This window comes from Methylomonas sp. BW4-1, from assembly GCF_052474385.1.
Genome location: NZ_CP184125.1, coordinates 2,615,527 through 2,629,419, shown reverse-complemented (window position 1 = coordinate 2,629,419; position 13,893 = coordinate 2,615,527). Strand labels below are relative to the sequence as shown.

14 protein-coding genes are annotated in these 13,893 nt (G+C 50.8%); 8 read left to right on the top strand and 6 right to left on the bottom strand.

What is annotated here, in order from left to right; all coding sequences use genetic code 11:
- Positions 1-96: 96 nt before the first annotated feature.
- From ftsH to ACH5Y9_RS12165, 4 genes are read right to left on the bottom strand one after another with little or no spacing between them, the layout of a single operon-like run.
- Positions 97-2,001, bottom strand: coding sequence for an ATP-dependent zinc metalloprotease FtsH (ftsH, locus tag ACH5Y9_RS12180; protein ID WP_033156701.1), 1,905 nt, complete (start codon positions 1,999-2,001; stop codon positions 97-99).
- A 17-nt stretch (positions 2,002-2,018) separates the two neighbouring features.
- Positions 2,019-2,885, bottom strand: coding sequence for a protease modulator HflC (hflC, locus tag ACH5Y9_RS12175; RefSeq protein WP_033156700.1), 867 nt, complete (start codon positions 2,883-2,885; stop codon positions 2,019-2,021).
- The gene (gene hflK, locus ACH5Y9_RS12170) at positions 2,882-4,045 is read right to left on the bottom strand and encodes an FtsH protease activity modulator HflK (RefSeq protein ID WP_445369810.1); all 1,164 of its coding nucleotides are present in this window, start codon (positions 4,043-4,045) and stop codon (positions 2,882-2,884) included. The genes hflC and hflK overlap by 4 nt, the downstream gene beginning before the upstream one ends.
- Before the next feature lie 50 nt (positions 4,046-4,095).
- Positions 4,096-5,355, bottom strand: a complete 1,260-nt coding sequence (locus ACH5Y9_RS12165) for a sigma-70 family RNA polymerase sigma factor (RefSeq protein ID WP_445369809.1) — start codon at positions 5,353-5,355, stop codon at positions 4,096-4,098.
- A gap of 91 nt (positions 5,356-5,446) precedes the next feature.
- Between ACH5Y9_RS12165 and ACH5Y9_RS12160 the strand changes: the two genes are divergently transcribed.
- A complete protein-coding gene (locus ACH5Y9_RS12160) occupies positions 5,447-6,349 on the top strand; it encodes a MerR family transcriptional regulator (protein WP_101051880.1) in 903 nt (300 codons plus the stop codon).
- 296 nt (positions 6,350-6,645) lie between these two features.
- Positions 6,646-7,455 (top strand): bestrophin-like domain, encoded by an 810-nt coding sequence (locus tag ACH5Y9_RS12155; RefSeq protein WP_445369808.1) that lies wholly within the window; start codon positions 6,646-6,648, stop codon positions 7,453-7,455.
- A gap of 218 nt (positions 7,456-7,673) precedes the next feature.
- Here ACH5Y9_RS12155 and ACH5Y9_RS12150 read toward each other — a convergent pair whose 3' ends face one another.
- Positions 7,674-7,907: a VF530 family protein gene (locus ACH5Y9_RS12150; protein WP_445369807.1), complete on the bottom strand. Its 234-nt coding sequence runs from the start codon at positions 7,905-7,907 to the stop codon at positions 7,674-7,676.
- Positions 7,900-8,163, bottom strand: coding sequence for an RNA recognition motif domain-containing protein (locus tag ACH5Y9_RS12145; RefSeq protein ID WP_445369806.1), 264 nt, complete (start codon positions 8,161-8,163; stop codon positions 7,900-7,902). The genes ACH5Y9_RS12150 and ACH5Y9_RS12145 overlap by 8 nt, the downstream gene beginning before the upstream one ends.
- 255 nt (positions 8,164-8,418) lie before the next feature.
- Here ACH5Y9_RS12145 and ACH5Y9_RS12140 point away from each other — a divergent pair, with 255 nt between their 5' ends.
- The 6 genes from ACH5Y9_RS12140 (at position 8,419) to ACH5Y9_RS12115 (ending at position 13,816) form a co-directional block, all read left to right on the top strand.
- Positions 8,419-8,826, top strand: coding sequence for a DUF2750 domain-containing protein (locus ACH5Y9_RS12140; RefSeq protein WP_225587397.1), 408 nt, complete (start codon positions 8,419-8,421; stop codon positions 8,824-8,826).
- 247 nt (positions 8,827-9,073) lie between these two features.
- On the top strand, positions 9,074-10,726 hold the full coding sequence (locus ACH5Y9_RS12135) for a copper resistance system multicopper oxidase (RefSeq protein ID WP_445369805.1): 1,653 nt from the start codon (positions 9,074-9,076) through the stop codon (positions 10,724-10,726).
- Positions 10,713-11,408 (top strand): copper resistance protein B, encoded by a 696-nt coding sequence (locus ACH5Y9_RS12130; RefSeq protein ID WP_240617962.1) that lies wholly within the window; start codon positions 10,713-10,715, stop codon positions 11,406-11,408. Before ACH5Y9_RS12135 ends, ACH5Y9_RS12130 begins: the two co-directional genes overlap by 14 nt.
- Before the next feature lie 275 nt (positions 11,409-11,683).
- The gene (rlmN, locus tag ACH5Y9_RS12125) at positions 11,684-12,535 is read left to right on the top strand and encodes a 23S rRNA (adenine(2503)-C(2))-methyltransferase RlmN (protein ID WP_445369804.1); all 852 of its coding nucleotides are present in this window, start codon (positions 11,684-11,686) and stop codon (positions 12,533-12,535) included.
- 37 nt (positions 12,536-12,572) lie between these two features.
- Positions 12,573-13,127 carry a cyclin-dependent kinase inhibitor 3 family protein gene (locus ACH5Y9_RS12120; RefSeq protein ID WP_445369803.1) on the top strand — a complete coding sequence of 185 codons (555 nt, stop codon included), beginning with the start codon at positions 12,573-12,575 and terminating at the stop codon, positions 13,125-13,127.
- A 14-nt stretch (positions 13,128-13,141) separates the two neighbouring features.
- Positions 13,142-13,816 carry a hypothetical protein gene (locus ACH5Y9_RS12115; RefSeq protein WP_445369802.1) on the top strand — a complete coding sequence of 225 codons (675 nt, stop codon included), beginning with the start codon at positions 13,142-13,144 and terminating at the stop codon, positions 13,814-13,816.
- The last annotated feature ends 77 nt before the right edge of the window (positions 13,817-13,893 follow it).

Below are 13,893 nucleotides of genomic sequence, written 5' to 3'. Positions count from 1 at the left end.
TTTTTGTGGTTATCGATTGAGTATGCATATTGCTACCTCTGAAAAAAAGATACCCTCCAGGAGTACAGCGTTTGGAGGGTACATAGAGGAGGACTTTTAGGACGCCAATATTTGTCCTTGATCCAGGTGACCGCCGGTTTCTTCGTTTATTGAGTCTTCAATCTCTTCAAACGATTTTGGTTCTTCTACTTCGGGTTCCGGTGGTGCAAGTTTTTTACCTTGTAACAGTTCGTCAATCTGATACTTATCGATGGTTTCCCAATCCATTAAGGCTTGAGCCATGTTGTGCAACACTTCGATGTTTTCTTTCAGGATGGCTTCGGCGCGGTTGTAGTTCGCATCGATCACCGCCCGCACTTCTTCATCTATGGTTTGGGCCATTTTTTCGGACATCGGCTTGGACTGTGGACCCATATAGCCGCCTTCGCTGTCGCCGTAATCCATCGGGCCTAAACGGTCTGATAATCCCCACTTGGTGACCATGTTTCTAGCTAATTGCGTAGCCCGCATGATGTCGTTGGAAGCGCCGGTGGTGACCTTGTTTTTACCGTAAATCAAGGCTTCCGCTACCCGGCCACCGAACAAACTGGCGATCTGGCTTTCCAACTTATCCTTGGAGGCACTGTATTGGTCGCGCTCCGGCAAAAACATGGTGATGCCCAATGCGCCGCCGCGCGGCATGATGCTGACTTTGTAGACAGGATCATGTTCAGGCACATTGCGACCGACGATGGCATGGCCGGCTTCGTGATAAGCGGTCATCAACAAGTCTTCCTTGGTCATGACCATGGTGCGTTTTTCTACACCCATAATCATTTTGTCGCGGGCTTTATCCAAATCGTTCATTGTGACGACGCGCTTTTTGTTACGAGCAGCAAACAAAGCGCCTTCATTGATCAGGTTGGCCAATTCGGCACCGGAAAATCCGGGTGTGCCGCGGGCCAGATCGTTGATGTTCACGTCTTCAGCCAACGGGACTTTGGCACCGTGCACTCTTAAAATCTGCTCGCGGCCTTTGATGTCCGGCAAACCGACTTGGACTTGACGGTCGAAACGGCCCGGTCTCAACAAAGCCTTATCGAGCACGTCAGCGCGGTTGGTAGCGGCTATGACGATGATGCCTTCATTGCCGCTGAAACCGTCCATTTCCACCAGCAATTGGTTGAGCGTTTGTTCGCGTTCGTCGTTACCGCCGCCGATACCGCTGCCGCCCCGTTGCCGGCCCACAGCGTCGATCTCATCAATAAATATGATGCAGGGTGCGCGCTTTTTGGCTTGTTCGAACATGTCTCTGACCCTGGAGGCACCGACACCGACGAACATTTCCACGAAATCCGAACCCGAGATGGAGAAGAACGGCACGCCTGCTTCGCCGGCAATCGCTCTAGCTAACAAGGTTTTACCGGTACCCGGAGGGCCGACCATCAGCACGCCGCGCGGAATTTTGCCGCCCAAGGCTTCGTACTTGCCCGGATCTTTAAGGAAGTCGACCATTTCCACGACGTCTTCCTTGGCTTCCTCCACGCCGGCCACGTCGGTAAAGCGCACCTTGATCTGGTCTTCAGCCATCAACTTGGCTCGGCTTTTACCGAAACCCATCTGGCCGTCGCGGCCGCCCATCGCTGCCTGCTTGCGCATGAAATACACCAGCACCATGATCAGCAGCAGGGTAGGCGCCCAAGAAATTAGGATGTTCATCAAAGTGGAGGGTTGTTGGGGCTTCTCAACTTTGATTTTCACGCCGTATTCCAGCAACTCGTCGATCATCCGGGAGTCGTTGGGATTGTAGGTGGCAAAGCGCGTGCCGTTCTGGCGCTGGCCGTCAACGTAGTTGCCGTCTATCACCACTTCCGTAACCACTTTGTTACGCACGTCTTCGATAAAGTCGGAGTACGAAATTTCATAATGCGGATCGTATTGCGGCATGTTGCGGTTCATCACCGCCGACACCACCAACCCTGCTACGATCAGGATGGAGAGAAAAATAAACATTTTTTTCATGATAGCTGTCTCCTAACTTACTTTTCGCTGGAGAAGTATTTGAAAAAGTCGGAGTTTGGTTTTAACACCAAAGTATCCTGAGTTTTTTCAAATGAGGTTTGGTATGCCTGCAAGCTGCGGTAGAACGCATAAAACTCGGGGTTTTTACCGTAGCTTTTTGCGTAAATTTCCGCGGATTGCGCATCACCGCGACCGCGAATGCTTTCCGCATCGCGTTGGGCATTGGCAACTATCACGTGTTTTTGCTTATCGGCTTCCGCGCTGATTTGCTCGGCGCTTTCGGCACCTTGCGAACGGAATTCTCTGGCGACCCGCTCGCGTTCGGCGCGCATCCGTTGATATACCGAGCTGCTGACTTCCGGCGGCAGATCGATGCGTTTGACGCGAATGTCGATCAATTCAATGCCGAACTTTTCGGCGGCCGGCGCTAATTTAGCCAGCAAGGTTTGCCTTAGTTCGTTGCGGTCTTCGGAGATCAATTGCTTGATGGTCCGTACACCGAACTCGCTACGCATGGCGTCTTTCATGATTTGGTCCAGGCGCAGATTGGCTTGAAACTCGTCGCCGCCGACCGTGGTGTAAAAGAGACCCACATCACCGATTCGCCATTTGACGAATGAGTCAACAATAACGTTCTTCTTCTCGGAGGTAAGAAAACGCTCGGATTTGGCATCCAAGGTCAGCACACGCGCATCAAATGTACTGACGTTATTGATGATGGGGGTCTTGAAATGTAGCCCGGGGGTGTAGTCGGACGTGACCATTTCCCCGAGGCGAAACAGAATGGCTTTTTCGTTTTCTTTGACGTAAAAAACCGACATATAGGCCAGTACACACAGGGTCAAACCGGCCGGAATTAAAACTTGGGTGGTTTTGCTGCTCATGGTTTGCTCCTGCTAGGGCGTAATTCGTTGCCGGTTGATTTGCGAACGCCGTTTTTGTCGCCGTTGTGCGGTTCTGCACTAACTTCCGGTTCCGTATGGCTGGCCGCAGGCTGCGCATGTTGAGTCATGGTTTGCGGCAAGGGCATATACATCATCGGGCTGGATTGATCTTCGTTCAGCATGATTTTATTGGTGCTGCTGTACAGCTTTTCTTTGGCTTCCAGGTACAAACGCTTGCGGGTGATGGCAGGGCTTTTTTCGTATTCCACCAGTAACTGATCGAACCGTTCGGTTTCACCTTTGGCTTTGGCGACTTTCTCGGCTTCGTAAGCTTCCGCTTCTTGAATAATCCGGGATGCGGCGCCGCGCGCTTTCGGAATCACTTCGTTAGCGTAGGCTTCCGCTTCGTTAATCAAACGTTGCTTGTCTTCTCTAGCCCGGATCGCATCTTCAAATGCGCCTTGCACTTCTTCGGGGGGTTGTGCATCCTGCAAATTGACACTGGCAATGCTGATGCCTGCCTTGTAAGCATCCATGGCTTCCTGGATTTGTTCTTTGATCTCGGCGACGATTTGGCTTCGGCCTTCGGTTAAGACGAAGTCCATATTGTTGCGGCCGATTACCGCCCGCTCCACGCTTTCAGTCAGTTGTTTCAACGTGTTTTCGTTGTTTTTGACGTTAAACAAGTAGTCGCGAGCGTTATTAATTTGATACTGCACTGCCAGACGCACGGTAATGATGTTTTCGTCGGCGGTCAGCATTAGCGATTCCTGTGGAATCACAGATGATTTGTTCACCCGGCTGGCGTCGGTGTAACCCACTTCGATGAACCGTTGTTGCTCTACGTTGACATTGGCGACGCTTTCGATAGGCGCAGGAATATGCCAGTGTGGGCCGGGTAGGGTGGTTTCCGTGTAGGCGCCAAAGCGGCTTACCACGCCTCGATTACCTTGGTCCACGATGTAAACGCCGCTGGCCAGCCAGACGACGGTCAACGTGCCACCCACCGCTGCGGCGATGTTGGTCAACGAAAACATACTTTTATGATCGTTGAAGAAGTCGCCCGCTTTGGTAGAGACGTGCTTCCACTGCTTATCCAATTCCAACTTCCAGTCGGACTGCGGCGTTTGCTTACTGGTGTTTTGTTTTTCTGATGACATAATCACTCCTCTTGTAGTGTTAGCCTGACCTGGGTCAATGATTGTTATTGTTAGCCGTCCTTGGGTTCGAGAAATAGCATAAGGTCAAAGCCAAATTGTTGTTTCAGTTTTTTTAATGCTTCATTTTGAATTTGCCTGACTCTCTCCCGAGTAACATGCAGCTGATCCGCTACTGCCTGCAAGGTCATTTCCGTGTGATCGCGCAGACCGAAACGCATGGTTAATATCGCCGCCTGTTTTTCCGGTAGCGAAGCAACTGCTTTGTCGACATATTGAGCCAGATCCTGATCAATTAGTTCATCGAGTGGCAGACTGAATTGATGCTGCTGCATTTTTGCCATCAATTCCAGGTTATCGTCATCATCTCCTATAGACGCATCCAACGAATGCGTGGCCTGATAGTAGCTGCTGATGGTTTTAATCTCTTGCTCGGATAAATCGCAAGCCAGTTTTAATTCGGCGATGCTCGGCCAGCGCTCATATCTAAGGTAGCAACTGCGCATGGCTTCGAATACGGTGGCGGCTTTTTCGGCCAAGGCGACCGGCAAACGCACAATTTTTTCTTGTTTGACGATCAGACGGGATATGGCCTGTCTGATCCAATAAATAGCGTAAGTGGAAAAGCAGATGCCGCGATCCGGGTCGAATCTGTCTACTGCTTTAATTAGCCCGACCAGGCCTTCCTGCATCAAATCTTCAAAGCTCAGGTTACTGGTTTTGTACTTGTGCGCCACGAACGCCACCAAGCCGGTGTTGGCGGAGATCATTTCCTGGCGCAAGCTTCTTAATTCCCGTTTGGCTTTGCCCAAGCGTTTTTTGAAATCTGCGCCGTCTTCTGTGTCCGTGGTCAATATGCCCTCTGCTTGCGCCGCACTGTCCAACAAAAATACCGGTAACAAGTGCAGGCTGTACAACAAGCGATTCACTGAGCGAGCTATCAGGGATTGTTGTGCAAACTCCGAACCCATAAGTTGTACAACATTCTCGGCTTGTACAACTTTGCCCTGTCCGTTATTCTCACCCCAGGCAAGCTGATGAGGTCTGTTGGCTGTCTCGGTATTGACCAGTAATTGCAGTAGCCTTTTATAGTCTTCCGAGTTCTTGGCTAAGATCAGATCCGAGGAGTCCACTCCCGCATCAAGATCATGCAAGAACCTGTTAATTATCAAGGCGTTGGTTTGCTTGTTCTCAAGCAATAACGCTAACAGATTCTGCCTGGCCTGTTCAACTTGAACGGCAAGTGAGTTAGGTTGGGATTCTGTTATCGAATCCATCTCGCTATCAATTGGCAGTGCGGCTAAGTTGGACATAATCAATTCACTTGGTTATTTAAGTTGTTGGCAAATAACTTACTAGAATGTAGAATGTTTGTCAAAGTATTTTCTATACAAAAGTTGAACAATGTACTCAATTAAAGCGATTACCTCCTTAACCGGATTAACAGCGGAAACACTAAGAGCCTGGGAACGTCGCTACGCCTGCATCATGCCGGCGCGGAACAGCACGGGTCGGCGTTTCTATTCGCAACAGGATTTGGAAAAATTGACGCTATTGGTCAATCTGACCCGAAAGGGCCATCCCATCGGCAAGCTGGCGACCCTGGACAACCAGCAACTACAAGACTTTCAGAAGCAAGTCAGCGTACAACCGGCGAAAGAACAGTCGCCTTTGTTAGCTCAGATCATCGACTCATTGAAACAATACAGAATCGAACGCTGCGAACAGTTGTTGAAGAAGGCTCTGATTGCCGCCGAGCCCTTGGACTACGCCAGAGACATTTTGTTGCCTGCCTTGCAAACAGTGGGAGAACTTTGGCATGACGGAAAGTTGAACATCGCCCAGGAACACATGTTTTCCAGCTGTATCAAGCGGATAGTGTTGAGCATGGTGAACAATTTGCACCACCACTCGAAAAACAATCCGGGCATGCTGTTCGCCACGCCGAGCGGCGATCCGCACGAGTTTGGCATATTGGTGAGCTGCCTGATTGCCGCCAACCAGGGATACAACTGCTACTACTTGGGTGCCGATCTGCCAGCCAAAGATATTATCGAGGCCTGCCAGCATTTGAAGCCGGACGTCATAGTCATGGGCTTGGTCAAGACGCCGCCGGAGCAAGTGACCCTTGACGAATTGCAGCTGATCATAGATTCGGTCAGCAGTGAGCCCACCCAGGTATGGTTGGGCGGCAGCGGCGCTTATTTTTATTACACGCAATTGCAAAATGATTTAAGCCACTGCGAGTTGATTACCGATATTGATCATTTCAACGCCAAGGCCCAGCAACAGCAGTTGTCCAACTGAATGACAGGTTAAACTCGGGCAGCGGACTCGCGAGGCTGCTTACCGAGCTTGGCTTGGGCCTTAATCTCTGAGTCCTTCGGCTGCGCTCAGGAGAGCCTTGTCGAAAGACATGCCAGATCAGGCGTCGATAGATTCAGCCCCAACGGTATACCCGTATTAAACAAGGCCGAATTAATAGCTGAAGAACTTTGCGCTTCCGGCAGATGCCGGCATGACAAATTTTCACCTGTCCTCCATAATCAAGCCACGGCAAGTTTGCCCAAATTTCCTGTCAGTTGCTTTTGCCAATTCAAATCATGAACGAGATTACTTACGACATCGATAGTTTACTGATCGCCTGTGTGTTGCTGGTATCCATGGCGCTCACTATCGAACTGGGTTATCGCTTGGGTTTAAAAATTAACCCTAAGGTGGATGATAATTTCAAAGCCCATGTCAATTCGATCTCCGGGTCTTTACTCGGCATTCTGGCATTGCTGCTGGGGTTTACCTTCTCCTTGTCCTTACAGCGCTACGATAGTCGCAGCGAGGCGGTGGTCGACGAAGCCAATGCTATCGGCACTGCTTATTTGCGCGCGCAATTATTGCCGAAGCCGGTCAGTGCAGAAGTCAGCAGCTTAATACGCAACTACCTGGATTTGCGGGTAAGAACCGGTACTGTCGATCTCACTCAGCGTGGGCAGAGGGAAGCGCTGATCGCCGAGGCCGGCCGGATGCAAGCGAAGCTTTGGGATTACGCCCGGCAAGCGAATGAACAGGCGCCCAGTCCGGTGACCACCGGTTTGTTTATCCCCGCCTTGAACGATTTGATCGATAATTTTGGCAAACGCGATGCCGAGGTGAAGCGGCATGTACCCGAGTTGGTGCTGGGTTTGTTGTACATCACCTTTGTCATGAGCGGGGCGCTGGTGGGTTATACCAATGGTCTGGCCGGACATCGCACATCGTTCGTCACTTACATCATGGTCTGGCTGATTGTGGTCATGGTGTTCATAATTCTGGATTTGGACCGGCCGTATCGGGGCGTAATCCGGGTGAGCCAGCAGAGCATGATCGATTTACAGACTGCTATTCGCGATGATGGCAGTGCCGAGAGCCGGCGTTAGCATTTTTTAAAAGCCGGAGCGTCTCGTCATGATGGACCTTGTCTGATCCTCATTGCCATTGTTGCTCTGATTGTTTTGGCATTGGCCAGCAGACAGCCGGATACTTTCCAAGTTTCCCGGTCCATCAGTATGGTCGCGTCGCCGGCAATCGTTTTTAACCACAAAGACTTGCACGTCTGGTTGCCCTCGGCCAATAAGGCCGCATCCGCAATAGCGCGCTAATCTTGAGTTTTTGTCCACGAACTCAGCAAATAAAGCGCCTCAACCTTTTGCCTCGCCCAAGGCGTTTTACGCAAAAACTTCAGACTGGAGTTAATGCTGGGGTCTTTGGCAAAGCAGTTGATGTCGATGCGGCTGGCCAATTCCGCCCAGCCATATTTTTCTACCAAACGGGTCAGCAGGGTTTCCAGCGTGATGCCATGCAACGGATCTTGCTTGCCGGGTTTAGTCATCGGCAGCTTCGCCAGCGTTGGTTTCGGCCTTCTTCACGCGAATCCGGTTGCCGTCCATTTCCAGACCATTCAGGGTTTTGATGGCAGCCTTGGCTTCGCCGGCTTTGGGCATCTCTACAAAGCCAAAGCCTTTCGAGCTATGGGTGTCTTTGTCCATCACCAGCGAACAGGACTGCACGCTGCCGTATGCCGCGAACATGGCCCGCAATTCGGCTTCGGTGGTGGTGCGGGGAAGATTGCGTATCAGTAATTTCATGGGTTTACTTGTTTATGCTAAGGGCCCGCAACTATACAACTTATCGGATTAGGCTTTTTTGCTAAATACGCGCTGTGCGGCAATAGCTTGAGGTTTTGTCGCTTACGCGACAATCAATTGCTTAGTCAACGCGCGGCGATAGGGCTTATTTGTGCGCAAACCCGACAATTCGCAGAGTTTGGCGGGATAAATGGTGGCCGATTAGCGTGGTGCGATTATTGCTGCAAAGTGGTTTTCCATTTCCGGATCGGTACTATGCGCTACGAACCCTACCAAGAAGAATATGATGCAGCTCAATCCATGAGCGATGAAGATCTGTTGGAATATTTTATGTATCGCATCGTCGAAATGGACGAAGTCTGGGGCTTGAAAGAAAGCCGGCAATGGATCTTGCGGGTGGTGGACGGCCACGAAACCTTGCCGGTCTGGCCGTACCGGCGTTACGCCGACGAGGCGGCGGTCGGCGAATGGGAAAACATGATAGGCGTGGCGGAAACGCTGGATTTTTTCATGTATCAAATCTTGAACAAGCTGACCGCACAGGGCGTATTAGTAGAAATCATGCCCCGAAAAGCAGCGGCCGGCTGTCTGATCAGTCCGCAACGCTTGTTTAATTTTCTGGAAGGTATGCGCGATTCGCGCGACTTTGTGCTGGACGATTAAGTCCGTAATCGCGCGGCCGACTGAATTTTCGGCTTCCGTAATCCCAGTGTTGCCGCTCAGAAGTATCGATTCTTTTAAAAATGTTAGAGTAAACACCTGTTAACCGGTTTTTAGAGGTGTTATGCGTTATTGGGTATTTTCCCACCTTATTAATCCGGCCCTTAAAGCAATCGATTCCGGCTGTCCAGGACATGAGGAGCGCAGGAAATTTAAGGGGCGGGTCGATAGATATGCTCTTGCATGGCTGGTGCTGGCAAATTTGCTACCCAGCCTGACGCAGGCCGATGTTTATCGTTTGTCGGTTTCGGAAAACTCGATCAATCTAATCGGCGAAACCCAGCAGGCCGTGCTGGTGGATGCTGCTTTGCCTGCGCCCACCTTGCATTGGCGGGAAGGCGAGGACGTGACCTTAGAGGTTACTAATCTACTCAAAGAATCCACGTCAATTCACTGGCACGGCATCATTCTGCCTTATCAAATGGACGGCGTGCCGAGCATCAGTTTCGACGGTATTGAGCCGGGCCAGACTTTTACCTATCAATTTAAAGTCAAGCAAAGCGGCACCTACTGGTATCACGGCCATTCCGGGATGCAGGAACAACAGGGCTTGTTTGGAGCGCTGATCATAGCCCCGCAACAGGAACAGCAAACGGTAGATCGCGATTATGTGGTCATGCTGTCCGATTGGCCGCGCGCGGACCCGGCGCGAACCATGGCCCGCTTAAAAAAGCAAAGTGACTATTACAATTTTCAGCAGCGCACAGTGGGCGATTTCTTCGCCGATATTCAACGCTTGGGTTTTTGGGAAACCGTCAGTGACCGGCTGGCCTGGGGCGAGATGCGTATGGAGCCTACCGATCTGGCCGACGTGACCGGCGCCAATTACCGGTTTTTGATCAACGGCCAAACCGCCGAAGCGAAACCGCACTATCTGTTCAAGCCGGGCGAAATAGTACGTTTGCGCTTTATCAACGCTTCGGCAATGACGCATTTTGATGTGCGTCTGCCGGGTCTGAAAATGACGGTGATTGCCGCAGACGGACAGGCGGTTGAGCCAGTTGATGTGGAGGAGTTTCGGATTGCAGTGGCGGAAACCTACGATGTGTTGGTGCAGCCGAAAACCGAACAGGCTTACAGTATTTTTGCCGAAGCGATGGATCGCAGTGGTTATGCCAGCGCGACGCTGACACCTCGCGCAGACTTGCAAGCCACGTTGCCGACAATGCGCCCCATGACTTTGTTGACCTTGGCGGACATGGGAGGCGAGCATGCCGGCCACTCTGCTCATCAAGCGCCAGTTGAACCAGCGGTCGCTGCGGAAGTTGAACACTCGCACGCAGAACACTCCCTTGCACCAGATTCCACCATGATGGAACACAGCAGCCATCAGAACGCCATTGCCGAGACCCTGCCGAATCCCCATGCTGGCCGCACAATGCCAGTGGCAGAAGCCAGCGAAACCGCCAAACCGTTGAGCTATAGTCAGTTGATCGCCGTGCAACCCAACCATGCGCTAATGGGGCCGCCGGATCGGGAAATCAAACTCAGGCTAACCGGCAATATGCAGCGCTATATCTGGTCGTTCGACGACACTAAATTTGCCGATGCGGAGCCGATTCGGGTCAAATTCGGCGAGCGGATTCGCTTTACCTATGTCAACGAAACCATGATGAACCATCCCATCCATATCCACGGCCTGTGGCAGTACCTGGACAATGGCAATGGCATGTACAACCCGAAAAAACATGTGATCAACGTCAAGCCCGGCCAGACCGTCAGCGTCGATGTGCCGGCCGACGCGGAAGGCGAGTGGGCCTTTCACTGTCATCTGCTGTATCACATGGATACCGGCATGTTTCGTAAATTGATCGTGGAAAGGGCTGAGCATGAACATCGTTAAAGCCCTGTTCAGTGCTCGCAATTTGTGGGTTTGCTTGGCCTTATTCTGTTCCGTCGCTACTGCGCACGATAGCTCGATGATTTTTAATCATTTCAAGGCCGACAGATTGGAATACGAAGGTAATCAAGACTTGCATCTGTTCAAATGGGACGTGCAAAACTGGACCGGCACCGACGAAAATAAACTGTGGTTGAAATCAGAAGGCGATTATTCCGCCGATCAAAATATCTTCGGCCGCGCCGACTTGCAAGTGCTGTATAGCCGAAATATCGACACGTTTTGGGACTTTCAAATCGGTGCGCGGCGGGCGATAGAACCGGAACGTACTTTCGATGCGGTGATCGGCTTTCAAGGGCTGGCGCCGTATTTTATTGAAGTGGACAGTGCGATGTTCATTAACGAGAAAGGCAACGTGCTGGGGCGATTGACGCTGGGTTACGAAATGCTCTTGACCCAACGCCTGATTCTGCAACCGCGGGTGGAAGTGAATGTCGCTGCAGAAGATATAAAAAATCGCGGCGTCAAGGCCGGCATTACCGAGTTTGAAGCCGGCTTTCGCTTGCGTTACGAGATCGCACGCGAATTTGCGCCTTATGTGGGTATGGACTATGTCGAGGAAGAATCACTCCGCGAGCACCAACACAGTTTGCGCGGTGTAGTCGGGGTGCGAGTGTGGTATTGAGGCGTTGCGGACCTGCATACATTCGGAAAATAATACCCAATTTCCAAGCTAATAGGGATAGCTAAAATGTCGGCATTGCCAGGAGAAGTTTTGAAACAATCTTTTTACGATTTAAATTATGCTGATTTAGAAGCTGTTATAAAGCAGAATGATTTAAATCAATCGGTAGCAGGTATTCTATTTAATTGGCATTATAAGAAAAAAGAAAGCATGCAATGCCGAGATAATATTTCAAAATCCTCATTGGCTTTTTTGAAAAACATTTCGATTTTTCCTTGCCGGAAATCGATACCGTGCAAGAGTCGTCGAAAGATCGAACAGTAAAATTTCTGTTTAAGCTCAAGGACCAGCACAAAGTCGAAACTGTCCTTATTCCGTTTAACAACAAATATTCTATTTGCCTGTCATCGCAGGTTGGCTGCGCCATGAATTGCTCTTTTTGTTTTACCGGAGAACAAGGGCTTAAGCGGAATTTGACTACCAGTGAAATGGTTGGACAATTTCTGCAGGCTTGGCGTTGGTTGGCAAGCAACAGGCCAGGAGAAGAGCGGATTTTAAATATTGTTTTTATGGGGCAAGGCGAACCTTTACATAACTTTGACGCTGTTAAAAAAGCCTGTGAAATTTTTTTATCGCAACGTGGTACGTCAATTGGCGTACAAAAAATTACGGTTTCAACGGCAGGTTATATTCCCGGACTGAAAAGATGGCTCCAGGAAGTGCCTGGCGTGAACTTGGCCTTATCGCTGCATTCACCGTTCACTGAAAAAAGGAATGAACTTATTCCGATTAATAAAAAATATCCGCTCGCTGAGGTATTAACTTATATTGACGCCATACCTTTGCAAAAGAAACAATTTATTACTTATGAGTATATTCTGATAAAAGGTTTAAACGATACTGCGGATGATGCTAAAAAATTGGGCGCGTTACTGCAAGGCAAAAGGGCTTGTATAAACTTAATTCCATTTAATGCTTTCCCTGGCTCACGTTACGAGAGTCCTGATCTGATTGAAGTCGAAAATTTTAAGGCAATTTTAGATACCTTTAGAATCCCGACCTTAATAAGAGGTACTAAAGGTGATGATGTATTAGCGGCATGCGGACAACTTAATTCTAAAAATTAAAAAACTCCTCCCTTCAATATTCCGGCAGGATGGCTATATGACAGCTGTACGGACCAGCCACACACATCCGCTGCAGATCGCAGAACTACGTGCGAGTCCTTCGTATGGACGGATCGGCATTACTTTCTGCCCCGGCAAGCACGACCACTTTGCTTACACGGGGGCCTGGGAGCGTGACCTCGGTATCGATTTGGATGCCATCGCTGCCTGGGGGGCAAAACTGGTGTTGACACTCGTTGAACCCGCAGAGCTTAAAGCCCTCAAGGTGCCGCAGCTCGGGCATGAAATTCGCCGACGTGGCATCGAATGGCGCCATTTGCCGATTGCTGACTTTTCTGTGCCTACTCTGGCTTTCGAACAGCAGTGGGTCACACAAGGTCATGAGATCCGAGAGATGTTGCGCAGCGGCCAAGATGTGCTGGTACATTGCAAAGGCGGCTTGGGTCGGGCGGGCATGATCGCGGCGCGGCTGTTGGTGGAACTGGGCATGGATGCCGAAGAAGCGATCAATGCCGTTCGGCACGTGCGTAAGGGGGCCATCGAAACACCGGCACAACTGGCGCTGGTGCGTCGCACTAAACCCATCTCTTAAGCCGGCGCATAACGATGTGTGCCGATACTCCGACTATTGATACCACCACCCTGCAACGGATAGGCGGGCAATTGGGTAGCAATCCAGCAGGCATTTTTCAGGACGGTAACGGTCGACGCTACTACGTGAAAACACTGGAATCTGCGGCGCATGCGCGCAATGAGCTGATCGCAGCCGAGCTCTATCAACTGGCTGGAGCGCCCACTTTGACCTATGTGAGAACAATTGCGGCGGACCAGGTGGCGACAGAATGGGTCGAACTCACCAAAAAATGCATCGCTCATCTGAATGACAGCGAACGCAAACAGGCTCGGTACTGGTTCGGTGTGCACGCCTGGACCGCCAACTGGGATGTCGCCGGCTACAATGGCGATAACCAAGGTGTTGCCGGTGGCAAAGTGCTGACATTGGATGTGGGCGGCGCATTGGCCTTTCGGGCTCAGGGCGATCCGAAAGGCAAAGCATTCGGTACCTGCGTCGACGAACTGGAGCTGTTGCGCCGCGATACCGATAACCCGCACGCCGTCAAACTCTTTGCCGAGATGAGCGCCGACGACATCAAGCAGGCCATAAACGTGGTGTTACGGATTCCGGACGAGAAAATCCGCCAAGTCATTCTTGACAGCGGCGGTACCCTGGCATTGGCTGACAAAATGATTGCACGCAAAGCCGATATGGCAGGGCGCTAGTCTGTTTGTGCGGCAGCGTCAATGGATTGGTTACGAGCAGCAAAACCCGTCGGTCGGGGGGCTCTATGCAATTTTAT